We start from the raw sequence: 25,050 nt of genomic DNA, 5'->3' as shown, positions 1-25,050 counted from the left end.
GGTTGTGGTTTACTCTTCGTTCAGCGTTAGCGTGACACGCTCACCAGCAAAGACGGTTCGACCATATTCGACGGGTCTGCCGTCCGGGTCCGCGTTGACGCCGACCGAAAACAGCACCGGGGCACCTTCGGACAGTTGCAGGTGAAGGGCTTGCGTTGCTGTCGCGCCGCGCGCGGTCAATCGGGTCGAGATGCGGGTGTAGTCCGCGATACCGCTGCGTTGCAGGGCTTTTGTTACTGACTGGGTCTCGGTCAGCGCCTGCAACAGGTTTGGAAAGCGTTCTGCCGGGAAGACGCTTTGAAAAACGGCTATGGGCTGCCCATCCGCCAGCGATAACCCGTCATAGACATGCACCGGGTCCCCTTTGCACAGACCCAATGCTTCGGCTTCGGCTTCATCTGCCGCGCGTGTTGTCAGGGCCAGAATTTTCTTTCCCGGTATCTTGCCGCTGGCCGAGACATTCTTGTGATATCGAACCCTTTTGCCAATCGGATAGTCGGTTGGCCGCGCCGCCACAAAAACGCCCGCACCGCGCCGGGCATGAACCAGACCTTGTTCCGACATGTCAGCCAACGCGCGCCGCACCGTGTGGCGGTTGACACCGTATTTGGCGGCCAGCTGTGCTTCGGTCGGCAGGCGGTCACTGGTTTGATACCGACCTTCGGCAATGTCCGAGGTCAGGCGCAGGGCGATGCTTTTCCAGATCGGCGTTTTGCTCATGTCACCAAATCTTCACACAGTTGGAGATTGCGTGTTGCGCACACGCGGGTTAATATTTGTCTAGTTGTATAGTTCAAATAGACAACCCGGCCAAGAGGCTTTGATGACAGATCAGACAGAATTCGCGACCGGGGCGCGCAGGGATCGGATGGGTTTGCTGGCCCGTGCACCTGACGACACCCTGATGACCTTGTGGGACGGGATTGAGACCCGCCCGAGCTTTGACTGGCTGCGCCGCCCCGAGGTCGGGAGCGTGATGGTGCGTGGTCGCACCGGCGGCACCGGAGCACCGTTCAATCTGGGCGAAATGACGGTCACGCGCTGTTCTGTGGTGTTGCAGGATGGAACGGTTGGTCACGGTTACGTTCAGGGCAGATCGAAATCCAAGGCTGAAGCCGCAGCATTGATTGATGCGATGATGCAGACCGGGGCGGCAGATGAGGTGCAGGCGCGGCTGCTCGACCCGCTTCAGCAGCAAATGCAGGCGGTCAAAAGCACTCGCGCGGCCAAGGCAGCGGCCACCAAGGTTGAGTTTTTCACGCTTGTTCGGGGGGAAGATTGATGGCCGCGCAAACACAGTTTTCCGGGGGCTTTCAAAACGCGCCTGTCGATGCTGCACATGCGTTTCGCGCTGCGATGACCGTCATGGCACGCCCGGGTGACATACGTGTCCTGTCGGGCAGCGAACCCCCTGCGCCCCTGTCCGTGGCGGCCGGTACACTGCTGCTGACTTTGTGCGACCCCGAGACCAGGGTTCATCTGGCCGGAGGCATCGATACCGCCGCAATCCGCAATTGGCTGACATTCCACACGGGCGCCCCGCTCGTATCCGCAGCAAAGGCTGATTTTGCCGTTGGCACCTGGGGCGCAGTGGGGCCGCTAAACGCCTATCGCATCGGAACGCCGGAATACCCGGATCGTTCTGCGACCTTGATAGTGGAATGCGACCGGCTAGAGCAGAACGGTGCCATACTGAGCGGCCCCGGCATCAAAAAGACCGCGCGCCTGTCTCTGCCGGATATTCCGGCGCTTCAGGGGAACGCGATGCTATATCCTCTGGGGTGCGATTTCTTTTTTACCTGCGGCAATATGGTTGCGGCCCTGCCACGCAGCACGCAGATCACGTCGGAGGCGTAAGCGATGTATGTTGCTGTAAAAGGGGGCGAAAAAGCCATCGAGAACGCCCATGCCTGGTTGGCCGAAGAACGCCGGGGTGCGACCGATGTGGCGGAACTGAGCCTTGCGCAGATCCGCGAACAGCTAAGCCTTGCAGTGAACCGGGTCATGGCGGAAGGCTCGCTTTATGACCCCGATCTGGCTGCGCTGGCGATCAAGCAGGCGCGGGGCGACCTGATCGAAGCGATCTTTCTGATCCGCGCCTATCGCACCACGCTGCCGCGATTTGGCCATTCCAATCCGGTCGAAACGGGTGAGATGGCCTGCGACCGCCGGATATCGGCCACGTTCAAGGATGCGCCCGGTGGGCAGGTTCTGGGGCCGACGTTCGACTATACGCATCGTTTGCTGGATTTCAAATTGGCTGCGGACGGTGATGTCCCGAAAGTTCCGGAAGGTTCAGCGCGGCAGGAACCGACGCCGCATATCACTGAATTCCTGAAAGACGAGGGCCTCATTCAGGACGAGCCGGCAAGTGATGACACCCCCGGCGACCTGACGCGCGAACCGATGGAATTCCCCGCCAATCGCCCGTTGCGCCTGCAATCGCTGACACGCGGGGATGAGGGTTTCGTGCTGGGCATGGCCTATTCCACCCAGCGCGGTTACGCGCGCAACCACGCGTTTGTGGGTGAATTGCGGATCGGCAAGGTTGCGGTTGAAATGGACATCCCCGAGTTGGGGTTTGCCATCGATATCGGCGAGGTCGAACTGACCGAGTGTGAGACGGTGAACCAGTTCAAGGGTTCAAAAACCGAGCCGCCTCAGTTCACGCGCGGTTATGGTCTGGTCTTTGGTCAATCCGAACGAAAAGCCATCGCGATGGCCTTGGTTGATCGCGCGCTGCGGTGGAAGGAACTGGGCGAAGACAATCTGGGCGCGCCTGCGCAGGATGAAGAATTTGTTCTGAGCCACGCGGACAACATTCAGGCGACCGGTTTTCTCGAACACATCAAACTGCCGCATTACGTGGATTTCCAGTCCGAGCTTGAACTGGTCCGCAAACTGCGCCGCGAGGCTGACGCGCGGATCACGTCAAAGGAGGTTGCGGAATGAAGGCTGTCATTTTTGATATCGGCAACGTTTTGATCCAGTGGGATCCGCATTTGGCATGGCTGGATGAGATGGGTAGCCGCGAGGCGGTGGCAGAGTTTCTCACTCGTATCGATTTCCCCAAACGTAACCTGCGGGCCGATGGGGGTGAGGATTTCGCTGATCTGGCTGCTGAACTGGAAGATGCTGACGACCAGCGACGTCTGAGTTCTTATGTTGAACGCTATGCCATGACCGTCCCACACAAGATCGAGGGAACTTGGCGATTGCTCCATCGTTTGAAAGAACAGGGCACCCCGGTTCATGCGATCACCAACTGGTCAGCGGAAACATGGCCCGTTGGTGTTGGTGTGCATCCTGAACTGGGCGAGGTCTTTGGCGTGACCGTAGTGTCAGGTCAGGAAAAGCTGTTGAAACCGCAGCCCGAGATTTTCCGTCGGTTGTGCGACCGGGCCGATCTTTCCCCTCAGAACTGTATCTTTGTCGATGATAGCCCAAGAAACGTGGATGGAGCCCGCGCCGTTGGCATGGACGCCATACATTTTACCAGCCCTCAGGCCTTTGAAGTAGCCTTAACTGCGCGGGGACTGCTATGAGCGCGTACAACTTTGCATATCTGGACGAACAAACCAAACGGATGATCCGCAGGGCCATCCTGAAGGGCCTGGCTATTCCAGGGTATCAGGTGCCCTTTGCCAGCCGTGAAATGCCGATGCCTTATGGCTGGGGCACCGGAGGGGTGCAGGTCTCGGCCGCGACGCTGACGCCTGAGGATACGCTCAAGGTCATCGATCAGGGTGCGGATGACACGACCAACGCAGTGTCGATCCGCAAGTTCTTTGAAAAGACCGCAGGTGTGGAGACGACCGAGGAAACCGAGAAGGCGACGGTGATCCAGACCCGCCACCGCATCCCCGAGGCGAAGCTGCGCGAAGATCAGATTATCGTTTATCAGGTGCCGATCCCGGAACCTCTGCGTTTCCTCGAACCGCGCGAGACCGAGACACGCAAGATGCACAGCCTTGAAGAATATGGGCTGATGCATGTGAAACTGTATGAGGATATCAGCCAGCACGGGGCAATCTCGACCGCTTACGCCTATCCGGTGAAAGTGTGTGGTCGGTATGTGATGGACCCTTCCCCGATCCCCAAATTCGACAACCCGAAGCTTGAAATGGATGCGATCCAGCTGTTCGGCGCAGGGCGCGAGCAGCGCATTTACGCGGTACCGCCACATACCCGGGTCGTGAGCCTTGATTTCGAGGATTACCCGTTCGAAGCCACCAAGGCCGATCATCCCTGTGACCTGTGCGGAGCCGAGGATAGCTATCTGGATGAAGTCATCATGGATGATGCGGGCAACCGGATGTTTGTCTGTTCGGATACCGATTATTGCCGGTCGCGCCGCGAAGCGGGCCATATGGGCCGACTGGCCGAGGAGAACGCGGCATGACCCCCCTGTTGCAAGTCAAGGGCATCGAAAAGCTCTATGGTGCGCGGATCGGATGCGCGGATGTAACTTTTGATCTCTACCCCGGTGAGGTGATGGGGATCGTGGGTGAAAGCGGGTCGGGCAAGTCGACCCTGCTGAATTGTCTGGCCGGTCATCTGGTGCCCGATGCAGGGCAGGTGATCTTTGACACGCGCGCGAACGGGCCGGTGGACACGGTAACCATGTCTGAGCCCGAACGCCGGATGCTGAGCCGTACCGACTGGGCCTTTGTGCATCAGCATGCACGTGACGGGCTGCGGATGTCAGTTAGTGCCGGAGGCAATATTGGTGAACGGCTGATGGCCGTGGGCGATCGCCGCTATGGTGACATCCGAGACAAGGCCATTGACTGGTTGGGTCGGGTCGAGATCGAGGCGGCCCGTGTTGATGACCGGCCCACCGCGTTTTCGGGCGGAATGCAGCAACGTTTGCAGATCGCCCGCAATCTGGTGACCGGTCCGAGGCTGGTATTCATGGACGAACCGACCGGGGGGCTGGATGTCTCGGTTCAGGCGCGGCTGCTGGACCTCTTGCGCGGATTGGTGCGTGAAATGGGGCTGAGCGCGATCATCGTGACACATGATCTTGCTGTGGTGCGTCTGTTGGCCGACCGCTTGATGGTAATGAAGGATGGTCATGTGGTTGAGGCCGGGCTGACCGATCAGGTGCTGGATGATCCTCAACACGCCTATACGCAGCTGCTTGTGTCCAGCGTTCTGCAGGTTTGAGTATTTGGGAAAAGGTGAAGCAATGATTGAACTGATCAATGTGAGCAAAAGCTTTACCCTGCACAATCAGGGCGGTGCCGTTATCCCGGTGATGGAAGGCGCGTCGCTGAAGGTTGAACCGGGTGAGTGCGTTGCTTTGACCGGGGCGTCTGGTGCGGGCAAGTCCACGCTGATGCGCGTGATTTATGGCAACTACCTGGCGGCCTCTGGTCAGGTGCTGGTTGGAGGTCTGGACGTGGCAAAAGCCGAGCCGCGCCAGATCTTGACCCTCCGCCGGGAAACGCTGGGCTATGTCAGTCAATTCCTGCGGGTCGTGCCGCGGGTGCCGACACTGGACGTTGTGGCAGAGCCTTTGCTGGCCGTGGGTTGCGACAGGACAGAGGCGCTGGAGAAATCCGCCGGGTTACTGAAGCGGCTGAACATTCCTGAGCGCTTGTGGACCCTGAGCCCCACAACCTTTTCGGGCGGCGAACAGCAGCGGGCGAACATTGCGCGTGGCTTTGCGCATGACTACCCGGCGATGTTGCTGGACGAACCGACGGCAAGTCTGGATGTGCAGAACCGCGAAACCGTGTTGTCGCTGATTGAAGAGGCAAAAGGGCGTGGCGCGGCGATTGTCGGGATATTCCACGACCTTGATGCACGTGAGAGTGTCTGTGACCGCGAAGTCAATGTCGCTGACTTCACACCGGAACTGGCGGCATGACACTTGCCCCTGTCATAGCGATTGTTGGCCCTTCGGGCGTTGGCAAGGACAGTGTCATGGAAGCGCTGGAGGCACAGGCACCTGGCGTCCGGCGCGTGCGGAGGGTGATCACCCGCCCCGCAGGTGAACAAGGCGAGGATTTTGACCGGGTTTCGGTTGCAGAGTTCCAGCAGATGGAACAGGCAGGCGCTTTTGCGCTGAGCTGGCCTGCACATGGACTGTTCTATGGTATCCCAGCCGAGATTTTGCGACAGCGTCAGGGGGCGAATGCGGTTCTGGTCAATCTTTCCCGCAGCGTTCTTTTGCAGGCGCAGAAGGTGTTTGGAGATCTGATTGTGATCTCTCTGACAGCAGATGCAGGGGTTTTGGCGCGGCGCCTGTCCGAGCGGGCACGGGAAAGCGCAGACGAGCAGGCGCGGCGGTTGTGTCGCGCCAAAGTGGCGTTGCCGGATGGTCTGAACCGGGTCATCCAAATTGACAATTCCGGCGCGCTGAAAGACACGGTTGCCGAAATCCTGCGCCGCCTTCAACCGGAAAGCGCGTAGCGATGGATCAGGTGAAAGCGCCCTTCTTCCGCCTCGCCCATCAGGGCAAGATCAGTGATCTGGAAAGGTTGCGGCAGCAAGGGGCTCAGATGGGTGTGCAGTGCTTCTTGGGTTGCCCTGAGGGTTGGTTTGTCCAGTTTACCGCTGAGCGTGATGTGAAATCGAAACGCGTCCAGCACGTGGGGATAGCCCCATTGGGTCAGATTAGCGTCCTGCTCGGGGGTCAGTCCCGCGGCGCGGCGGCGCGTCAGTTCGGCCTGAGTGGCAGGTGCGCGAAACCGGTCGAGGTCGCGAACACAGGCCGCGGCCAGCGCATTCAACGCCTGTGTTTCACCCAGCGGGCACAGGGCCAGAAAACGTCCAAGACGGGTAATTTCCAGACCGTCGAGTGTGATGGGCTGCCGAGTTGCAGCCAGCGCAATGCACGCCTGATGCAATGCGTCAAAGGTCAGGCCGTCGCGCAACCGGAACGGCGGTTTCAGGGTCGCGTGCAGCCCGTATTTGCGCGGCACCTCAGTGATGGTCGCTATGTCGATGCCACCCATGATCGGATGCGCGACCTGCGTTCCCTTTGCCATGTCCCAGCCCAGCCAGCTGGTTGCAAATTCCGTCCAGGCCACCCCGGCGGGTGGCGCAAAATAGATCGCGTATCGCGTGAATGTCACATTGGCCTCCTATTAAGTGGCCTTCCAATACCTCAGATTGCGTAAAGTTCAGATGACAGAAGACTTGATCCTTGCCAATGCCACGCTTGTGTTGCCGAATGAAACCGTGATCGGTTGTGTTCGAATAGCAGGTGACACTATCATCGAAATCGACACCGGGCGTGCAGTTCCCGCTGGTGCGATAGATTGCGAAGGCGACTATGTCAGCCCCGGTCTTGTCGAGTTGCACACGGATAATCTTGAACGCCATATTCAGCCGCGCCCCAATGTGCATTGGCCCCATGCTGCCGCCATTCTGGCCCATGACGCGGAACTGGCCAGCGTGGGGATCACAAGTGTGTTCGATGCGATGCGGGTTGGTTCGATCCCGTCCGGTGCCGGACGGTACGGAAAATATGCCCGCGGCCTGTCGCGGGAGTTGTGGGATCTGCGCGAGCAGGATGCGCTTAAGATCAGCCATTTCCTGCATTTGCGGGCAGAGGTCTGTTCTGAGACACTGATCGAGGAACTGGACGAGTTTGGACCCGAGGACAGGGTTGGTCTTGTGTCCATCATGGATCACACCCCCGGCCAGCGTCAGTTTCGCGACATGGGCAAGCTGCAATCCTATCTGAAGGGCAAATATGCCATGGACGATGATACGTTCTTTCAGCATGTAGCCCAGCTGAAAGGCCTTCGGGATCGCAACGGTGATGTGCACGAGGTCGAAACCGTCAAGGCCGCACGCCGATTTGGAGCCGTTCTTGCCAGTCATGACGATACGACCGAAGATCAGGTGAAGGTCTCGGCAAGTCACGGCATTCGGCTGGCTGAGTTCCCCACAACGGTTGAGGCCGCACGAGCGTGTCATGATCACGGCATCAAGGTCATGATGGGTGCGCCAAACGTTGTTCGCGGAGGCTCTCATTCCGGGAATGTTGCAGCCCGAGAATTGGCCGAGCTTGGGCATCTGGACGTAATGTCCTCGGATTACGTGCCGTCGGCCTTGTTATTGTCTGCGGTCATGCTGGGTGAAATGTGGGGTGATATGGCGCGTGGGGTGAAGACCGTCACATTGGCCCCGGCGCGGGCCGCCGGGCTAGAGGATCGTGGCGAGTTGCGCGCCAATGCCCGCGCCGATGTTATCCGTTTCCGGATGCGCGCAGGTGTGCCAGCCCTCAACTCGGTTTGGGCGCGAGGTCGCCGCGTGGCGTAATCAGGCCGTATAGAACAGGTAGCGGTCCGGCGCGATCGTCTCGGGCCCTTTGATCTGGTTGAAGCCGACAAGGGGCTGGCCGGATATCAACAACCCTCCGTGCTGCATGACCTGCGCGATCAACGGGCTGAGGCGTGCGGCCTCGGCCACATCTTCGTGTTTGATGCCACGTCCGAAATCATAATGCGCCAATGCGATCCTGTGCCCCTCGGCCATCAGTTTCCGCAGCATGGGTTCAGCTTCGCCTTGCAGGAAATCTTCGGCTGGGGGGGTGCTGTCAGGATGGCATTGCAGCACACGATCCATCACCCAGATCCGGCGGTTCGGCAGGATCTCTCGCAGGTGGTCATAGGTGCGACCATTGCCTAACCCCATATCCAGCACGTCGCCAGTTTGGTCACTGATCTGTTCGGCTGCCCAGTTCAGCCCGTCGCGCTGAGCCGTCAATCGGCGCAGCATGGAATCCAGTCGGCTCATGACGATGTCCTCATTCGTTCTTTGGTGCGACCCAGGGTGTGGCAGGACCGTCCAGCAGATGTTTCAGCAACGCCTCGGTAAAGGCCCAGATGTCCTGATCATGGACCAGGTGATGGGTCAATACTCCAAAAGGCTCGGCGTTGTCTGCGCGGCCTTCGCGCCTGTCCCGCAGGAGGTTGACTGTCTGCGCGATCAGGCGATCCGGAGAGATCAGACTGCGTAAACCTCGCCAGTCAATCGGGTCAAGATGTGTATTGACCTGCTCAAGCCCCGCAGCCGCCATTTTCGTTCTGCGGGACGTTGCCGTTGAAAGAATGCGGTATCCCAGTGACGGAAGATGTTCGATGACTTCTGGTGCAATGCGGTTCCACGGAGGGACAAACATCGGCCGCAGGGTGTTGCCGAACAAGGCGTCAAGGCATGACAATCCTGCCGCTGCATCCGCAACAACCTCGTCCAACGGACGGTTGAGACGAAACTCGGCTTTCTTCTCACCGACAGGCGCATGGTTCTTGTGGGACCACCCGTGGACCACAGGGATGAGAGTTTCGCCGCGCGCAACATAGTCAGCCAGCGCAGGGGTTGCCGCATGGGGAATGACGGCCAGATGTACCGGCAGGCCCAACTGTGCGGCCAGACCGGACAGGCGGTCCAACCGCGATGTCGGAGCGATCGCGTCATCGTCTCGCCACCACAGCGGAAGCGACAGGCCCGCTGCACGCCAATGGGTCAGCTCGACCTCAAGTGGGTGCCAGTCCGGGTTCATTTACGCCGCTCCAGCAGGTGCTTGGCGATCTCCACCGTTTGGGCCGCGCCATCAAATCCAAAATCCTGCTGTGCGCGGGGTCCATCTGAAATGACACGCTCTACGGCCTGCGCCAATGCTTGCCCGCTCAGGGTTCGGCTGAGAAGCACCTCGATGGCTTGCAAACTCGACAGGCTTTGCCCACGCAGCCCCTGTTCAACCTCTTTGCCATCATCGAACGGGACAAAAACAGCGGGTGTTCCGCTTTGCAGAATATCCATGGCGGTGTTGTAGCCGCACATGCTGACCGATGCAGCCGCATGGGGCAGCATCTGGCGAAAATCCGGGCGCACGGGTTCCAGAATTGCCGAGGTTCCATCAGCCATTTGGGACAGCTCGTCTATTCTCGCCTTGGCATCCGTCCCGCCGACCAGCAGGCGCCAGCACCTGTTGGGCATCTGGCGGGCGGCCTCGATGGCCGCGCGAAAGATCGGTTGGCCCACAGAACCACCGCCTGCACTGACAAGGATTTCGCCCTGTCCAACGGCCTCGGGATGCGGTTGGGGCAGTTCTGGCGCTACAAAGCCGGTATAATGCAACCGTTCCGCCAATCGGTCCGACACCGGCCAACTGACCGAAAGCGGTGTGACACTTTCTGTCGAGTGAACAAGAATGCCGTCATAACAGCGGGTGACGATATCTTCTGTACGCTGGGCCTTGGCAGGTTTGGAAGGTGGGGCCAAAATATCGCGGATCGATCCCAGGATGACCGGAGGCTGAGGCAGGGCCCGTGCCGCATTCAGGGCCGCGTCGAATTCCGCTGCCAGAGACCGGCGACCAAAGGGGTAAAGCTCGGTTATCAGAATTTGCGGCTGAAAGCTGTTTACCGCCTGCACGATGGCTGTCACACGTGCGCGCCGAAAATCCGCGTCAGCCTCGGCACCGCTTTCAGTCAGAAACCGGGTGAAATTGGTTCCATCTGATCTGAGCGGTGGCAAAGCGAACAGGGTTAGCCCGCTGCTGTCCAGTTGAGGCGCAGGCATCCCGCCTGAGACGACCATGACTTGGTGGCCGTTATCCCGGAACGCCCGGCCCAACGTCAGGGCCCGGCTCAGATGCCCTGTTCCCAAAAGGTGCGTGACAACGATCATTACCTTCATGGCAGCGGCCCATGTTTGATCAGGCGAACGGGGTCCGGGTCTGCGGTCATCGTGTTCATATCAACGATATACAGCCGATTGCGCTTGATCTTGAAGGGGGCGGGGCCATCAAAATCCCATCCCCACGCCTGGGCGAGAATGACCCGCATGATGCCAATGTGGCAGACCGCGACCGTGTCCTGCCGCAACCCGGACATCCAGGGGCGCAACCTCGTCCAGACCTCGGCAGGGCTTTCACCGTGAGGCGGGCGAAAATCCCAACTCCAGTCTTCAATATGGCGATACCCGCTGGTTTCATCGGCGATCAGGTCAATGCCTCGAAGTCCTTCCCAGTCGCCCCAATTCATTTCGGTCAGCGCGTCCGAGGTTTTCGGGGTGCGCCCAGACACGATCCGCGCTGTTTCACTGGCGCGCAGCAAGGGGCTGGACCAGATATCAGCGGCGGCCCATGGGTCAGGCAAGCGACACCCAGCCAGTTCAGACCGTGCGTCCTCATCCAGCGGAATATCACTGCGCCCCTGAATGCGCCCTGCGCGGTTCCAGTGGGTATGCCCGTGGCGAAGCAGTGCAAGACGGGTCATGATACATCCTTCAACAAGGGCCGAAGATGCGCCCACAACCGCTCGGTCGCCTGAGGCATAAGATGACGCCGGGCCACATAGCTGCGCGTATTCGCCCCAAGCGCGTGGCGCTGCGCGGTATCCTCCAACAGGTTTTGCATGTGATCGGCAAGCCCTCTGGCCCCAGCTTCAACCGTTGGGTAAACCGCAGGTGCCAGCACATCCCGAACGCCGGGGCGATCCTGTGCGATCACGGGCAGGCCTGTCGCCTGCGCCTCGAGATAGACCATCCCATAGGCTTCGTTTACGCCCGGCCAGACAAGCAGGGATGCGCGTTGGTAGATTTTCTGCAAGGTCGCCCGGTCGAGCTGGCCCAGAAAGTGCACCCGGCTTCCGAACGGCACCATCAACGCTTCAACATCCGGCCGCGCCGGACCGTCCCCCGCGATGTTCAGGTTCCAGTCACATGTCAGGTGCGAAAGAGCTTCGGCCAAAATCCGGTAGGACGCCAGCTTGTCCCCATGCCGCATCATTCCGACAGTAAGCATGGGGCCGTCCCCGGTCGTTGCCACAGGCAATACGGTTTCAGGCAGAAATGGCGGCAATTCAACCAGTGCCTGCTTGCCAAGGCGGTCCCGTTCCAAACTAATCAGGTCATTGGCTGTGTGGTAGAAAATGATATCCGCTGCATCGCACGCCTGATGCGCCGCTTGAGCGAAATCGGCCCACGGCCCGTTCAGCCTGCTTGATGCACGCGTGCTTTCCAGTTGCACATACGGGATGCCGCGCGCCTGGCAGACCTTGGGGCCCAGCAGGTCGGGTGCCTTGTAGTAATTGTGATAAGTCACCCACAGATCTGTATCAAAGGGCAATTCGGCGCTCAGCCGCTGTGCTTCAATCTCAGCCGCGCGAACAAGGGTTCTCTGTAGGTCCCTGTCCCCGTTCTTGTCGTAGACGCGCAGGTCCGAAGCCAGTTCGACCTTATTCCCCTGCGCCGCCAAGGCCAGCATCAGGTTTCGCGCCATTTCGCGATCGCCCGAGGGTTTCTGGCTGCCGGGAGATTTCATTGGCGCATAAAACGCAACCCGCGCCATTACGCGTCTTCCATGCTCAGGGTTTTCAGCCGGGCCGACAGCCGTGCAATACCGGGGTCCATTCGAAAATCTGCAATCAGGCGGTCATAGGCTGCACGCGCCATAGTTGCAGCCGTTTCCGGATCAGTGGCCAAAGCTGAAATGGCTGAAGCCAATGCAGCCGGGTCGTCATCAGACAACACGCCATGCGTTCCGGATTGGATGAATTCCGGGATGGCCGAAACCGGTGTCGACAGGATCGGCAACAGCTGGGATGCGGCCTCCATCAACACGTTCGGCAATCCGTCCCGGTCCCCGTCCGCAGCAATCCGGCTGGGCAGGACAAACAGGTCGGCCCTGCGCATGGCATCGATCACCTCTGGCTGATCGCAGGCTCCCCTCCAGGTGATGCGGTCCGCGATACCAGCAGCGCGCGCCTGCGCCCGCAGGGTGTCACCAAGGCCTCCGCCGCCAATGTGGGTCCAATGCCAGTTCAGGTTCTCCGGCAGCAGCGTGAAGGCCGCAATAAGGCGGTCAAAGCCCTTCTTTTCAACCAGTCGCCCAACGGAAATCATGTGAAACGGGTCACCAGCGGCACGTGTCCCGCGCTTTGGCGGTTCGGGGAAACGCGACAGGTCCAGACCGTGATAGATAAGGTCCACCCGGTTGAGGTCATCAGCGAGACTGCGCAGATGTTCCGCGCCGATTGCCGTGCAGGTGGCACTGAAAGCAGCTCCGTACGTTGAGGCCTGCAACTTTTCACGCTTTTCCCAGACCGGCGAGGTCCAGATGTCCTTGGCATGGGCAGAAAAGCTCCATGGCAGACCGCGCATGATGGCCGCATATCGGGCGACGGACGAGGGGGTGTGCATGAAATGGGCATAGAGCCCCTGCGTCTGGGCGGGTAACTCGGCGGCCAGAACACATGCTTGCCCGAAGCGGCGGATGCGGTTCGGCGTGGGATCGCGGCGCAGGTCGTGCCGCCAGATCGTGTAGGCTTCGGCATAGCCGGGCAGGTCTTGGGCGGCAGCGCGGGCCGCCCACACCCGCTGTGGCTCTTCATGCAGGTATTCCGGCAGATAGTGAACCTGCCCTGCGAAACGGTCGTGCAAAGGGTGACGTTTGGTGTCGGTCGGATGGCGCAGAGACCAGATGTCAAATCGGTGCCCGGCTTCCTGCAAGGCAACAAGTTCCTGTGCGATAAATGTTTCGGACAGTCGCGGCCAGCCTTTGACCACAACCGCCAGATTGGGAGAGGCCGAGTTCATCCAGTGGCTCGTTTCTGTTCCCATGTCAGCAGGCTGTCAATGCGGTCGGTGACATAGTCCAAACCGTCCAGTAAACCGCTTTGGATGGCCTGTGACGGCACAGATTGGTGCGGCAGGTTGCGGATGGCACGGATCATTGCGTCGGGTGTCAGGCTGTCGCGTTGTTCGTCCAGCATCTTGACCAGCCCCAGCTCTTCTGCGCGTGAGGCCCGAATCCATTGTTCCAGACGGGGTGTGGTGCGTGGAACGATCACGGCCCGTTTGTCAAAGGACAGGACCTCGCAAAACGTGTTGTAGCCGCCCATGCAGACCACGCCTTCGGCCCCGGCAAACAGCGTTTCGATCTGCGATTCAAATCCAACCGCGGTTACACGACCATTCAATGCGGCAACCCGTGCTTCGAATTCATTCCTCAATTCACCCGACAGGAATGGGCCATAGACCAGCACAGCACGCGGCGACAGGTCTGGGTCTTTCTCGTAGGCGGACAAGACGAGGTTGACCAACGCCTTGCCATCGCCCCCGCCGCCGGGTGTGATCAGGATATAGGGTTGCTGAGGCGGTTCCCCGACCGGGCCGAGATCGCGGCGCAGATATCCCGTCCAGTGAATGCGGGATCGCGCTGACGCGCTTAGCGGCAAGCCTTGCGTCGGGTCATAGATCGACTGTGATCCATAAACCCAAATCTCATGATAGAACCGCTCGGTCGCTTCGATGGCTTCTTTGCGCGCCCACTCGGCAGCCAGTACTTCGGGTTCGTCCAGCACATCACGCAGACCCAAAACCAGTTTCGTTCCGCAATGGCGTTCAAGGTAGTTCAGTGTCGGCAACAGCTCACCCCGGAACCCTGTCGGTTCCTTGTCGACGACCAACACGTCGGGGTCGAATTGCTGAACCGCAGTCTGGATCAATCCCGCGCGCAATTCGGTTACTTCGTCGATCCCCATTCCGATTGTACGCGCGGCATACGATCCGTCCGCGCGCTTGGTCACACCGGGCAGGCGCACATGGTCAACGCGGCGGGGAAAGGTAAAACGGCCTGCCACGGGCGAACCCGTCAGGATCAGCGCCGAGGCGCTTGGGTCCGCCTGCGTGATTGCCGCAGCCAAGGCGCGGGACCGGCGCAAATGCCCCAGACCGAACGTGTCGTGGCTGTAAAACAGGATACGCGGCGCGCGGTCCGGTTTAGAATTGGTTGTGCCAAGGCTCATAGTGTTGCCCGTCTTCTTGATCCCAGAGCGAAATCCGCGCGTTCGCAAGCGTTACTGTATATTTCAATCCCACGCTTGCCAAAGGCGGATTTGCGCACTTGCAAATGTTTCAAGCATTGCGATTTGGCAACAGCGTATTGACTGTTTCGCGACATATCGCACCACCGCCAGACAAGATCGCCTAATGAGAACGATGAAGACAATCGAGGCCGACCAGAAACCTTTGCTTGGTCATATTCAATTATTGAAAGATTGAAAACACCTGCGCTCATCAGAGTGCGCCAAGAACACGTCCAAACACGATATTGAGACGGTTCGATGCGAGTGTTTGAACTGCCTGAAACGCTTCTGTAATCTGACCAATATCGGCAAAAACTGGATGCACGACCCAATGCGAAATAACTTTCTGGCCGCATTTTTTTTGGCGTTTTGGGCCATTTTCCTGAGCATTTCCACTGGTGCATTGGCGCAGTCATCCTTGATTCCCGGATATCCTTCAGGGTCGGGCAGTTCGTCCGAGGCCGACAAGGAAAGTGATCTGGCCGCTGCAATCCGCGCGGCCAGCGATGCGGGCGCGAGTGTCATTGTCATCGACAGTGCCGGTCAGGTTGTGACAACGGCAGGTGGCAAGGATGCAGGTTCGGAGGGCGCAGACAGCGATTCGAGCAACCCAATGGGTGACGGTTCGCAACTGATGAAGGCGCAAGAGCGGTTCTCGAAGTTCCGTGAGTCGATGCAATCGAGGCTCGAGGCGCTGCCCTATTCTATTTTTGAAGTACAATACATCCTGCGCCAGACCAGCCCGGATGGCCGAATTCAGACCTATGTCGAGGTGTTGGGTTGGAACATCCTGTTCCTGTTACTTGGGCGGTGGCTGTCGATCGAGATATACGGGAAGCGGTTCGCGCGCCGCTGGGTGGTGGCGCGGATCAAGGACGAACCACAGGGGTATCGGGAAAAGATGCCGTTCCTGCTGTTCCGGTTCCTGATGGGGATTGGAGCCACGGTCTTTGCCATGATCATGGCTTTGATCGTCGGGTATCTGATCTTTGGCGAGGCCGAGGATATCTCGGTCCAGTTCACGATCACGGCAATCTTTACGGCCTTTTTCCTGTCGCGCACGGTGTCGGACCTCTGGCGCATGGTCCTGTCACCTTATCTGAGCCAATATCGATTACCGCCCTTTTCGGACAAGAATGCGCGCAGGCTGTATATTTGGGCGTCCGTGCTGGCGACCTATGACATTTCGGTCGTTCTGTTTTCTACCTGGGTCGCGGATTTTGGACTGAACTACAACGTCTACGCCATGGTGTATGGCAGTCTGACTATGCTGGGCGCGCTGGGCAACATACTGATGATCCTGTTCAACGCCCGTGCAATCTCGAACGCGATCCGGGGTGGGCGGGCATCCGAACAGGTGTCATGGCTGTTGCGGTTCGTGTCTTTTGGCTGGGCACCGGCATTGATTATCTATGTCGTGTTCAGCTGGTTCCGTCTGGCCGTTGATCTGGCGCTGGAGCATCCGACGCCGCTGCCGCTGATTGCAAGCAGCTACATGATCTTCATGTCCGTGGTCGTGGCCTATGGTGCAATGAACTATCTGCTGGAGCGATATTTTGACCGCTCGCGCATGATTAGCGAAATTAACGGGGAAGCCGCCGCAGCGGATGAAGGCGTCGTGACGACGGATATACCCGAGCCCGAACAACCGAAGCAGCATCTTCTGACTTATGAAGACCTGGCCCGCCGGGTAGCCGGAATTCTGGCTTTCGTGCTCGGGGCTTATGCGCTTGTCGTGATATGGTACCCGAACGCGGACTGGAGCGAGGATCTGCCGGTTGAACGTGCGCTGGATGTGATGGTTGTCCTGTTCATCGGGTACATCCTGTTTCACTTCTTTCGGATTTGGATCGACAGCAAAATCGCTGAAGAATCCGACGATGGCACCGAGGTTGAACTGGGCGACGAAGGTGGCGAAGGCGGGCAAAGCCGTCTGGCAACGTTGTTGCCGCTTTTCCGGGGCGCAATTTTGGCCGTTGTCGTGGTTACAATCGTTCTGATAGTCCTGATGGAACTGGGTATTAACGTCAGCCCGCTGTTTGCGGGTGCCGGTGTGGTTGGTTTGGCAGTGGGGTTCGGGTCACAAACGCTGGTGCGCGACATTTTTTCCGGCGCATTCTTCTTGTTGGATGATGCGTTCCGGAAAGGAGAATATATCGACATTGGGGATGTGAAAGGCACGGTCGAGAAAATCTCGGTCAGGTCCATGCAACTGCGCCACCATCTGGGTGCGCTGAACACCATTCCCTTTGGCGAGATCAAAGTGCTGACCAACTACTCGCGCGATTGGGTAATCATGAAGCTGCCGCTGCGCGTGACCTATGACACCGATGTCGAGAAGGTCCGCAAACTGATCAAGAAACTGGGACAGGAGTTGTTGACCGATCCTGTAATCGGAGACAATTTCATCCAGCCGCTGAAGTCGCAGGGCGTGATCGAGATGCAAGATTCGGCGATGATCATCCGGGTCAAGTTCATGACGAAACCGGGCGATCAGTGGCTGGTTCGCAAAAAGGTCTATCAGGACATACGCGAGTTGTTCGCGCGCGAAGGGATCAAGTTTGCACATCGCGAAGTCACTGTAAGATTGGCAGATGGGAAAGAGGCGGAAGACCTGACACCAAAACAGCGTGAAGCCGTAACGGGGGCTGTTCAGGCTGCGATTGACGAGGATTATCTGGACGATATCGGACCGGGCGGCGACGACCGTTAGCAAGGCCTTCCGCCGCTCTGAATTGCGCCTCGGATGAGGTGCCACCGACAGCGTGAGGTCCGGCTGCGCGTTTCGCGCGGCGGTTGGGTCAGTTGGAAGTGAAGGGCCAGACAGGTTTGGATGTGCCCAGTTTCGACGCGGGTAAATCCCATTGTAGCACAGTGTCACCGAGACTGAGGGCTGATCTGAGGCGGTGCCCTGGTCCCCAGCCCGAAGCTTCTGTCGCAGGGGAGTAATCCGTGGGCGTCGGAGTAATGGTCTCTGCCTCGACGTCGTCTTTGCCGAGAACCGCCAAAAGCTCGGCGGTGCGGGCAAGGGACAGATGAGCATGCATGATGGAATTGCCCGACGCGGCCTCGGCCAGAGCAGAAAGAACGGCGGCGGCCATCAGGTAGCCGGTTGCGTGGTCCAAAGCTTGTACCGGCAATGGCGTCGGTTTGTCGGCGTCAGCCCACTCCATGCCCGCATGCGCGATTCCCGCGCTCATCTGGACAAGGCTGTCAAACCCGCGCCGGGTCGACCAGGGGCCTTGCCAGCCATAGGCATTCAGCGTCACCTCGACCCTGTTCGGTGCCAGTTCATCGCGCTTGGCGCGGGTCAGGCCAAGTGCGTCCAAAGCGCCGGGCCGGTACCCATGAACGAATACATCCGCTTGGGGCAGAAGTTCTTGCAGCCTTTCCATGTCGTTGGTCGATTTCAGATCGAGATAAGCACAGTGTTTGCCTAGTGAAATGTCAGGGATCACGCCGGGTTCGTCCCAACCGGGCGGATCGATCCGCAAAACCTCGGCCCCGAAACCGGCCAATGTGCGTGTCGATACCGGACCTGCCAGAACGCGCGTCAGGTCAAGAACCCGCAACCCGGCAAGAGGTCTTGCAGGGGTTGCCTGCGGCCTCTCGCGTAGCTTGACGTACCGGGGGCCTTGCCAACCAATCAACGGATCGCGCGATACAGCGCGGCCCTGCGGATGTTCAAGCCACTCGGTCCGGCTGCGCATGGCAGCGGCCACACCGCCTTCGGCCACAATATCGGTTTCCAAATCGGATATGGCCCGGGTTCTGACGGCTTTTGTCACAGCTTCACGCTCTGGCGGGGTGCCAAGAACCTTCATCGCTGCCGCGCGATGGCGCGGCAGGTTGGTGTGTAGCCTGATCCAGCCATCTGACGCCCTGTAATCCCCCGCGACCGAATCCCACAGGTTTGGCATTTCCCAGCCGTCGGGCTTGAAGGAATAGCCGAACCACAACGATGCCAGCCGATGGTCGACGGCGATCTCGGGGGCTTTCTGGGTCAGGTTCAGCGCCTGCAAAAGCCGGGCCATTTCCTGCCCAACGGCTGCAAAGCTGGCCGTCGCCAGTTCGGAAACGGCAAAAGCACTTGGCAGAGCGCCAGTGCCGATCCTGCGATATCGGTCGGCGGCGGGAAGGGTGGCAAGAAGGCTCATTGCTGATACGGGTCCAGACTGTCGCGCAATCCGTCACCTAGAAAGTTAAAGGCCAGTACGATCACGATAATCGGCAGCATCGGGATTGCCGTCCAGGGGTAGATCTCGATCGATGCGAGGTTCTGCGCGTCATTCAGCATCACACCCCAACTGACCGCTGGTGCACGAAGGCCCAGGCCAAGAAAGCTCAGCGCGGTTTCCCCAAGGATCATTGCCGGGATCGACAGGGTGGCTGATGCAATCAAATGAGACATGAAATTCGGCAACAAGTGCTTACGGATCACCCGGCCCGAGCTTGCGCCCATCATTTCTGCGGCGCGTACGTATTCTTCCTCGCGCAGTGACAGGAACTTGGCACGGACCGAACGCGCCAGCCCGGGCCAGTCGAGGATGCCGAGGATGATCGAAATGATGAAGAATACGGCAACCGGGCTCCAGTTCGATGGCACGGCGGCAGACAGTGCCAGCCACAGCGGCAGTTCCGGCAGTGAACGCAGGATTTCGATGACCCGGTTGATGACCCAATCGATGCGCCCCCCGAAATAACCCGCCATCGAACCGAACAGGATACCCAGAAAGAATGATACCGAAATACCTATCAGGCCCACGGTCAGCGATAGCTGCGCCCCGTAGAGGATGCGGCTGAAGATATCGCGACCCAGCCTGTCGGACCCCCAAAGGAACAAGGTGGCACCATCCGGCGCACAGAAAAGATGCCTGTCTGTCTTGATAAGACCTGCAAGTCGATATTCGGACCCTTCACAAAAGAACCGGATCGGGCGCGGGTCGTCAGTGTCTGGGACGAACTTCCATTGGAAGGTTTCCAGATCCGCCTCGGCGACGATTGGAAAAACATGGGGGCCGATAAAAGCGCCGTCGTAAAACCAGTTCACCGATTGCGGTGGCGCATACAGATGCTCTCCGTTCCGGTCATTCGGGCCATAAGGCGCGATGAAACCTGCAAAGGGCAGCATCAGGTAGCACATAAGCAGGAAAATGCCTGAGATCAGGCCCAGCTTATGCGTGCGGAACTTGCGCCAGACCAACACCCAGTTGGGGGCATCCAGATCGGCGCGTTCCAGTTGCTGTATCGACGCCTGCGGATCAAAGGGCGCGTCATCGACGTAGCGGTTGTCAGGAGTATCGGTCATGCTTCGCGCCCCTCATACCGTATGCGGGGATCCAGCATGACCAGCAGAATATCCGAGATCATCGTGCCGATAAGCGTCAATAGCGCGACAAACATCAGGATAAACGCGGACAGGAATTGGTCCTGCGTTTTCAGTGCTGTCAGCAAAGTCGGCCCGATGGTTTGCAAGCCCAGAACAACTGAAACCAGAACCGATCCAGACACCATTGATGGCAGAAGGTTACCGATATCCGCAACGAACGGGTTGAATGCCACGCGCAACGGATATTTAGTCAGCATCCGCGACGGTGCCATGCCCTTGGCAATGGCCGTTTCGACATAGGGCTTCCCCAGTTCATCGAGCATATTTGCCCGCAGGCGCTGCATCATCGCCGATGCGCCCGAGGTTCCGATAACAAAAGTCGGAACGATCAGGTGGATGAGAATGGATTTTATCTTGTCCCAACTCAGCGGCTGACCTTCGAATTGCGGGTCCATCAGGCCGCCGATAGGCAGGTTGAAATACCGATGCCCGTAGTAGAACAGGATCAGGGCCAGCAAAAAGTTGGGGGTCGCCAGCCCCAGATAACCCACAAAGGCCGAGGTATAATCAATCCATGTCCGTGATCGCGCCGCAGCAATAACACCTAAGGGAAGGGCGACGGCATATACAAACAGGATCGCGGCCAGGTTGACGACGACCGTCAACCAAAGCGTGTCGCCCACGATCTCCGATACAGGCCGGTCGAACTCAAAGGACCAACCGTAATTGCCTTGGATCAGACCTGAAAATCCGTGCGGTCCCGGCCAGAAGCCAATCCAGATCAGGTACTGTTCCCACATAGGGCGATCCAAAGCGTACTCGGCGCGCAGAAACTCGGCCTTGGCGACGCCCGCTGACTGGCCCGAGGCCTGAAGCTCGGCAATCTGGTTGCTTAGGTAATCACCGGGCGGCAGGTTGATGATTATGAAAATCAGGACCGACACCACCAACAATGTCAGCAGCATCGTAAAAAAGCGATACACCGCATAGCGCAGCATGACCATTTAGCTGCTCCTGTTTAGTCGGCGAAAAAGAACTCGTCCGGGCGGTGAACGCCGAAATGCGCACCGGGCTCCCATGCCCACATGGCCTGTTCTGGCACGTTGCGCAGACGGTTCGACACGACAATGGGTTGGGGTGCTCCGTTCAGGATACCGATGGCATAAAGCTGGTCGGCGTGGATTCTCAGCATTTCAGTCCAGACTTCCTTGCGTTCGTCATCCGTTGTGGCGACCTCCCAGTCATGAGCCAGTTGCATCAGACGCTTTGCCTCAGGCATGTCGGGCGCTTCTCCGGCCTCGCCACCTGTCTGGTAAAACTGGCCCCATTTCGGCCAGGCCAGGAAGACCTGATCGGTTGGTGCCAGGTACGCCGGTGACGTGTGCGCTTGCGGGATACCGTCATCCCATCCATACCAGACCGATGCCATCGAGTTGCCGGCAAACACCCGGTTGCGCAGGATATCGCGATCCAACGGGCGCATGACCAGCTTGACCCCGATCTCGCGCCAGGTGTCAGTAACGATCTGAAGGGCGTTTTCAACCTCTTGCCGCTCGCCAGCGGTTTCGATCACCAGCTCCATTGGGCGCCCGTCCGGTAGCAGGCGGATACCGTTCTTGTCGCGCTGGGTCAGGCCGACCTCATCCAACAATGCATTGGCCTGCCCGACATCGTACTGAGCCCAGGCGGTGGCATTCTTTTCATCGTAAAAGGGCGAGGCAGGCAGAACCGACATTGCGCCGGGATGCGCCAGCTTGAAATACAAAGCCTGGTTGATTGTCTCGCGGTCGATGGCAAGGGACAGGGCACGCCGCACACGGACGTCACGCAACACGTCGCGCCAGACGTCATCCTCGAAATTGAGGTTCGGATAAATCGCGATTTGCGACGCAACGCCGGTTTTCCATAGCAATGTCTTGTAGCCGCCTTGCGCCTCGCCTTTTTTTAGGATCGAAGCGTCGCGGAAATCCAGACCCCGGCCTTGCAGGTCGCTTTCCCCTGCATTGGTTTTGGCAGCGACCAGACCGGGGGCAACGATCTCCATCTCGACCACATCGATATAGGGAAGTTGAACCCCTTTGCTGTCAATGCGGTGGTAATAGGGGTTACGTACGAAATTGTGGCGGATTTTCTTGCCGGAACTTGCATTCAGCCAGGGTTGCAACGTGGGCAATTCGTGATTGTCGAACTTGTACAGGTTGTCGAGTTTGTTGTGTAGCGCAGCCCAGCTTTTGACCCGGGCATCGTCGACCAGAAAGGCAAGTTCCTCGGGGTCGGCATATTTCTCGTGATATCGTTTCAGGAAAGCTGCAGGACGATAGATAAACGGCGGTCTTGCCTGAGCCAGCGATTGTAGAAAACCGGGGTTGGGATTATCCCATTCGAAAATCACCGTGGTTTCATCCGGGAAGGTAACTGTTGGTGGTTTGCCTTCGACAATCAGAAAATCCGGCGGGCCTGACGGGCTGAGCAATTTGTTATTGGCAACGTCTTCCCACCAATAGCGGAAATCTTCCGACGTAAACGGAGAGCCGTCGGACCATTTGTGCCCTTCGCGCAGTTTCAGGGTGAACTTGCGGCCGTCTTCGTTTTCAAACGACGCCAGCAAATCGGGGATAATCTCATAGTTCTGGTCGAAACCGACCAGCCGGGCATAACCATAGACAACCATCTGGCGGATATCTTTGGACCGCGTGATCATGGTGCGCAGGGTGCCGCCCTGTTTGCCGAACTCGCGGCCCTTTGCTTCCAGATCGACTACCAACGGGTCCTTGGGCAGGCGCTCTTGAACGGGCGGCAGATTGCCCGCTTCTACTTCCGAGTTCCAGAACGCGCTTTCCTGAGGTGTGGGGATTGTCTCTGCCGTGGCGGGCAGCATCCCGATGAGCGCCAGCGAAGCGGCCAGGATCAGGGGGCGAGTGGTCTTAAACATGGCAACGTACCTTATGGCCCGGTTCCAATTCCACCAATGAGGGTATCACGGTGTCCGAGAAACGAAAGGCTTCATCCCAACTGTCCGGCGCGCCGGCGCCCAAGGAAACCACTTTCAGGTCGATCGGGCGATTGATGTCGGGTTCGGGTTGAGCGGCAATCAGCGCTTTGGTGTAGGGGTGGCGCGGATTGTAGAAAAGAGTTTCGGGTGGTGCTTGCTCGACGATCAGGCCTCGACGCATCACGGCAACTTCGTCGGCGATCCGCGCGACCACAGCCAGATCGTGCGAGATGAACAGATAGGACAGGTTCAGGCTTTCCTGCAATTTTTCCAACAGCGTCAGAATCTGCTCTTGCACCGATACATCCAGCGCCGAGGTGGGTTCGTCACACACGATGAGCTGCGGGTCGAGCATCATGGCGCGGGCCACCGACAGACGTTGCCGCTGACCCCCTGAAAAGGCGTGTGGATAGCGTTTCAGCATGTCGGCTGTCAGGCCGACGCGCTGCAACATCTCGGCGGCTTTGTCGCGCTGCTCGGCCGTAGTTCCGATACGGTGAATTTCCAACGGCTCGGTCATCGCGTCCTGAATGCGCATCCGCGGGCTGAGCGAGCTGTAGGGATCCTGAAACACCATCTGGGCATTGCGCTGAAACGCGGTGCGCTGGGCGCGGGTCATGTTGTGCACCGTGATGGGATCGGTATTCGGCGCGGTGCGAAACAGGACTTCTCCGCCGGGATCGGGCAGTTCTGCACCCAATGCAATCCGCGCGGCTGTTGTTTTACCTGATCCGCTTTCACCGACTATGGCCAGCGTCTTGCCGCGTGCCAAATTCAGATCGACCCCTTTGCAAGCATAGATTTCCTTGTCGGCTTGCCACCCTTTGCTGGACCGCATCGTGTAGGTCTTTGAGACGCCCTTCATCTGAAGGATCAGATCGTCGTCCGGCATCGGTATGCCCACAGCATCCTGATCCGGAATTTCCGGTGCCGCATCAAACAGTTGTTTGGTATATGGATGCGCGGGGGAGGTCAGGATTGGTGCGGCCGGGCCAGCCTCCATGATGCGGCCCTTGTGCATGACCACAACCTGTTCTGCCATGTTGGCAACCACGCCCAGATCATGGGTCACCAGAATAAGCGCCATGCCGGTCTCGCGCTGCAATTCCTTGATCAGCCCCAAAACCTGCGCTTGCGTGGTCACATCCAGCGCGGTGGTGGGCTCGTCCGCGATCAGCAACTCGGGTTTGGATACCATGGCCATCGCAATCATGGCGCGTTGGCGCATTCCGCCCGACAGTTCGAATGGGTAGGAGTCATAGGCACGCTGTGGATCTGGAAAGCCCACGCGCTCGAACTGCGTCAGGACCTTTTTGCGCGCCTCAGACTCAGATAGCCCGCGATGCAGCCACAGGACTTCACTGACCTGATTCCCAATCTTGTGCAGAGGTGACAGTGATCGCATAGGCTCCTGAAAGATCATCGAAACGCGATTGCCACGAATGCCGCGCATTTCCCGCTCGGTGACCGCTGTCAGGTTACATGTGCCCTTGGAATCATTCAAAGTTATCGTGCCGCTGCGTATCTGGGCCGTTCGCGGCAGAATCCGCAAGACGGCCCGGCACGTGATGGTTTTACCCGATCCCGATTCACCGACCAGCGCCAAGGTTTCCCCTGGTTTGACATCGAAATTCACATCCGTGACCACGGAACTGCCCGCACCAAAGCCGATGCTGAGGTCTCTGACGCACAACAACGCGCTCATGCAGGCTTTCCAACCGTTTGGCCGCTTGGTGACATCGGTCGTTTCAACTCCCCGTGATTTTTTCGTCAGTGTCGCGCGGTTCCGTATGTCTAGTCAAACCCGTTCTTGGGCTGAAATGTCGCGAAAATGTGAAACTTTGGGCTTCGTCGCTACACAAAGTCTTGAGAATTTGTCATCTAAGGCGGTGTCG

General features: G+C 58.7%; 24 protein-coding genes. 10 read left to right on the top strand and 14 right to left on the bottom strand.

Features of this window, described 5'->3' with window-relative positions:
• Window positions 1-9: 9 nt before the first annotated feature.
• A complete protein-coding gene (gene phnF, locus I9182_RS11055) occupies window positions 10-720 on the bottom strand; it encodes a phosphonate metabolism transcriptional regulator PhnF (protein ID WP_209598260.1) in 711 nt (236 codons plus the stop codon).
• Between the two features lie 103 nt (window positions 721-823).
• On the opposite strand from phnF, the gene phnG reads away from it, so the two are divergent.
• From phnG to phnN, 8 genes are read left to right on the top strand one after another with little or no spacing between them, the layout of a single operon-like run.
• Window positions 824-1,282, top strand: a complete 459-nt coding sequence (phnG, locus tag I9182_RS11050) for a phosphonate C-P lyase system protein PhnG (protein ID WP_209598259.1) — start codon at window positions 824-826, stop codon at window positions 1,280-1,282.
• Window positions 1,282-1,857: a phosphonate C-P lyase system protein PhnH gene (phnH, locus tag I9182_RS11045; RefSeq protein ID WP_209598258.1), complete on the top strand. Its 576-nt coding sequence runs from the start codon at window positions 1,282-1,284 to the stop codon at window positions 1,855-1,857. Before phnG ends, phnH begins: the two co-directional genes overlap by 1 nt.
• A 3-nt stretch (window positions 1,858-1,860) precedes the next feature.
• On the top strand, window positions 1,861-2,952 hold the full coding sequence (locus I9182_RS11040; protein WP_209598257.1) for a carbon-phosphorus lyase complex subunit PhnI: 1,092 nt from the start codon (window positions 1,861-1,863) through the stop codon (window positions 2,950-2,952).
• Entirely contained in the window at window positions 2,949-3,545 is a 597-nt protein-coding gene (locus I9182_RS11035; RefSeq protein WP_209598256.1) for an HAD family phosphatase, read from the top strand. Before I9182_RS11040 ends, I9182_RS11035 begins: the two co-directional genes overlap by 4 nt.
• Entirely contained in the window at window positions 3,542-4,402 is an 861-nt protein-coding gene (locus I9182_RS11030) for an alpha-D-ribose 1-methylphosphonate 5-phosphate C-P-lyase PhnJ (protein WP_209505309.1), read from the top strand. The genes I9182_RS11035 and I9182_RS11030 overlap by 4 nt, the downstream gene beginning before the upstream one ends.
• Window positions 4,399-5,169 carry a phosphonate C-P lyase system protein PhnK gene (gene phnK, locus I9182_RS11025; RefSeq protein WP_209598255.1) on the top strand — a complete coding sequence of 257 codons (771 nt, stop codon included), beginning with the start codon at window positions 4,399-4,401 and terminating at the stop codon, window positions 5,167-5,169. The genes I9182_RS11030 and phnK overlap by 4 nt, the downstream gene beginning before the upstream one ends.
• A 22-nt stretch (window positions 5,170-5,191) precedes the next feature.
• Window positions 5,192-5,875, top strand: coding sequence for a phosphonate C-P lyase system protein PhnL (phnL, locus tag I9182_RS11020; RefSeq protein WP_209598254.1), 684 nt, complete (start codon window positions 5,192-5,194; stop codon window positions 5,873-5,875).
• Complete coding sequence (gene phnN / locus I9182_RS11015) at window positions 5,872-6,420, top strand: phosphonate metabolism protein/1,5-bisphosphokinase (PRPP-forming) PhnN (RefSeq protein WP_209598253.1); 549 nt, start codon at window positions 5,872-5,874, stop codon at window positions 6,418-6,420. Before phnL ends, phnN begins: the two co-directional genes overlap by 4 nt.
• On the opposite strand, the gene I9182_RS11010 is transcribed toward phnN, so the two are convergent.
• Window positions 6,402-7,085 carry a DUF1045 domain-containing protein gene (locus I9182_RS11010; RefSeq protein ID WP_209598252.1) on the bottom strand — a complete coding sequence of 228 codons (684 nt, stop codon included), beginning with the start codon at window positions 7,083-7,085 and terminating at the stop codon, window positions 6,402-6,404. The genes phnN and I9182_RS11010 overlap by 19 nt on opposite strands.
• A gap of 52 nt (window positions 7,086-7,137) precedes the next feature.
• Here I9182_RS11010 and I9182_RS11005 point away from each other — a divergent pair, with 52 nt between their 5' ends.
• The gene (locus I9182_RS11005; protein ID WP_209598251.1) at window positions 7,138-8,280 is read left to right on the top strand and encodes an alpha-D-ribose 1-methylphosphonate 5-triphosphate diphosphatase; all 1,143 of its coding nucleotides are present in this window, start codon (window positions 7,138-7,140) and stop codon (window positions 8,278-8,280) included.
• Here the strand turns inward: I9182_RS11005 and I9182_RS11000 are convergent, their stop codons facing one another.
• The 7 genes from I9182_RS11000 to I9182_RS10970 are packed head-to-tail and all read right to left on the bottom strand — an operon-like array spanning window position 8,281 to window position 14,774.
• Window positions 8,281-8,757, bottom strand: a complete 477-nt coding sequence (locus tag I9182_RS11000) for a class I SAM-dependent methyltransferase (RefSeq protein ID WP_209598250.1) — start codon at window positions 8,755-8,757, stop codon at window positions 8,281-8,283. It lies immediately after the preceding gene.
• A gap of 10 nt (window positions 8,758-8,767) precedes the next feature.
• The gene (locus tag I9182_RS10995; protein WP_209598249.1) at window positions 8,768-9,523 is read right to left on the bottom strand and encodes a polysaccharide deacetylase family protein; all 756 of its coding nucleotides are present in this window, start codon (window positions 9,521-9,523) and stop codon (window positions 8,768-8,770) included.
• Window positions 9,520-10,662 (bottom strand): glycosyltransferase, encoded by a 1,143-nt coding sequence (locus tag I9182_RS10990; RefSeq protein WP_209598248.1) that lies wholly within the window; start codon window positions 10,660-10,662, stop codon window positions 9,520-9,522. The genes I9182_RS10995 and I9182_RS10990 overlap by 4 nt, the downstream gene beginning before the upstream one ends.
• Window positions 10,659-11,243 (bottom strand): histidine phosphatase family protein, encoded by a 585-nt coding sequence (locus tag I9182_RS10985; protein WP_209598247.1) that lies wholly within the window; start codon window positions 11,241-11,243, stop codon window positions 10,659-10,661. Before I9182_RS10985 ends, I9182_RS10990 begins: the two co-directional genes overlap by 4 nt.
• Complete coding sequence (locus I9182_RS10980) at window positions 11,240-12,316, bottom strand: glycosyltransferase family 4 protein (protein WP_209598246.1); 1,077 nt, start codon at window positions 12,314-12,316, stop codon at window positions 11,240-11,242. The genes I9182_RS10985 and I9182_RS10980 overlap by 4 nt, the downstream gene beginning before the upstream one ends.
• Window positions 12,316-13,563, bottom strand: coding sequence for a glycosyltransferase family 4 protein (locus tag I9182_RS10975; protein ID WP_209598314.1), 1,248 nt, complete (start codon window positions 13,561-13,563; stop codon window positions 12,316-12,318). The genes I9182_RS10980 and I9182_RS10975 overlap by 1 nt, the downstream gene beginning before the upstream one ends.
• Window positions 13,560-14,774 carry a glycosyltransferase gene (locus I9182_RS10970; protein ID WP_209505325.1) on the bottom strand — a complete coding sequence of 405 codons (1,215 nt, stop codon included), beginning with the start codon at window positions 14,772-14,774 and terminating at the stop codon, window positions 13,560-13,562. The genes I9182_RS10975 and I9182_RS10970 overlap by 4 nt, the downstream gene beginning before the upstream one ends.
• A gap of 391 nt (window positions 14,775-15,165) precedes the next feature.
• Here I9182_RS10970 and I9182_RS10965 point away from each other — a divergent pair, with 391 nt between their 5' ends.
• Window positions 15,166-17,547, top strand: coding sequence for a mechanosensitive ion channel family protein (locus I9182_RS10965; protein WP_209598245.1), 2,382 nt, complete (start codon window positions 15,166-15,168; stop codon window positions 17,545-17,547).
• Window positions 17,548-17,635: 88 nt separating this feature from the next.
• Here I9182_RS10965 and I9182_RS10960 read toward each other — a convergent pair whose 3' ends face one another.
• The 5 genes from I9182_RS10960 to I9182_RS10940 are packed head-to-tail and all read right to left on the bottom strand — an operon-like array spanning window position 17,636 to window position 24,860.
• Window positions 17,636-18,991, bottom strand: a complete 1,356-nt coding sequence (locus I9182_RS10960) for a CoA transferase (protein WP_209598244.1) — start codon at window positions 18,989-18,991, stop codon at window positions 17,636-17,638.
• Complete coding sequence (locus I9182_RS10955) at window positions 18,988-20,142, bottom strand: ABC transporter permease (protein ID WP_209598243.1); 1,155 nt, start codon at window positions 20,140-20,142, stop codon at window positions 18,988-18,990. Before I9182_RS10955 ends, I9182_RS10960 begins: the two co-directional genes overlap by 4 nt.
• Window positions 20,139-21,167 (bottom strand): ABC transporter permease, encoded by a 1,029-nt coding sequence (locus I9182_RS10950; RefSeq protein WP_209505333.1) that lies wholly within the window; start codon window positions 21,165-21,167, stop codon window positions 20,139-20,141. The genes I9182_RS10955 and I9182_RS10950 overlap by 4 nt, the downstream gene beginning before the upstream one ends.
• Before the next feature lie 14 nt (window positions 21,168-21,181).
• Complete coding sequence (locus I9182_RS10945) at window positions 21,182-23,095, bottom strand: ABC transporter substrate-binding protein (protein ID WP_209598242.1); 1,914 nt, start codon at window positions 23,093-23,095, stop codon at window positions 21,182-21,184.
• Window positions 23,088-24,860, bottom strand: coding sequence for an ABC transporter ATP-binding protein (locus I9182_RS10940; protein WP_209505337.1), 1,773 nt, complete (start codon window positions 24,858-24,860; stop codon window positions 23,088-23,090). Before I9182_RS10940 ends, I9182_RS10945 begins: the two co-directional genes overlap by 8 nt.
• Window positions 24,861-25,050 lie beyond the last annotated feature (190 nt).

Origin of the sequence: Ruegeria sp. HKCCSP351 (genome assembly GCF_017872535.1) — a bacterium.
Taxonomy (GTDB): Bacteria; Pseudomonadota; Alphaproteobacteria; order Rhodobacterales; family Rhodobacteraceae; genus Ruegeria.
The sequence above is the reverse complement of the archived record's forward strand: the minus strand, read 5'-3'. Positions and strand labels throughout refer to the sequence as shown.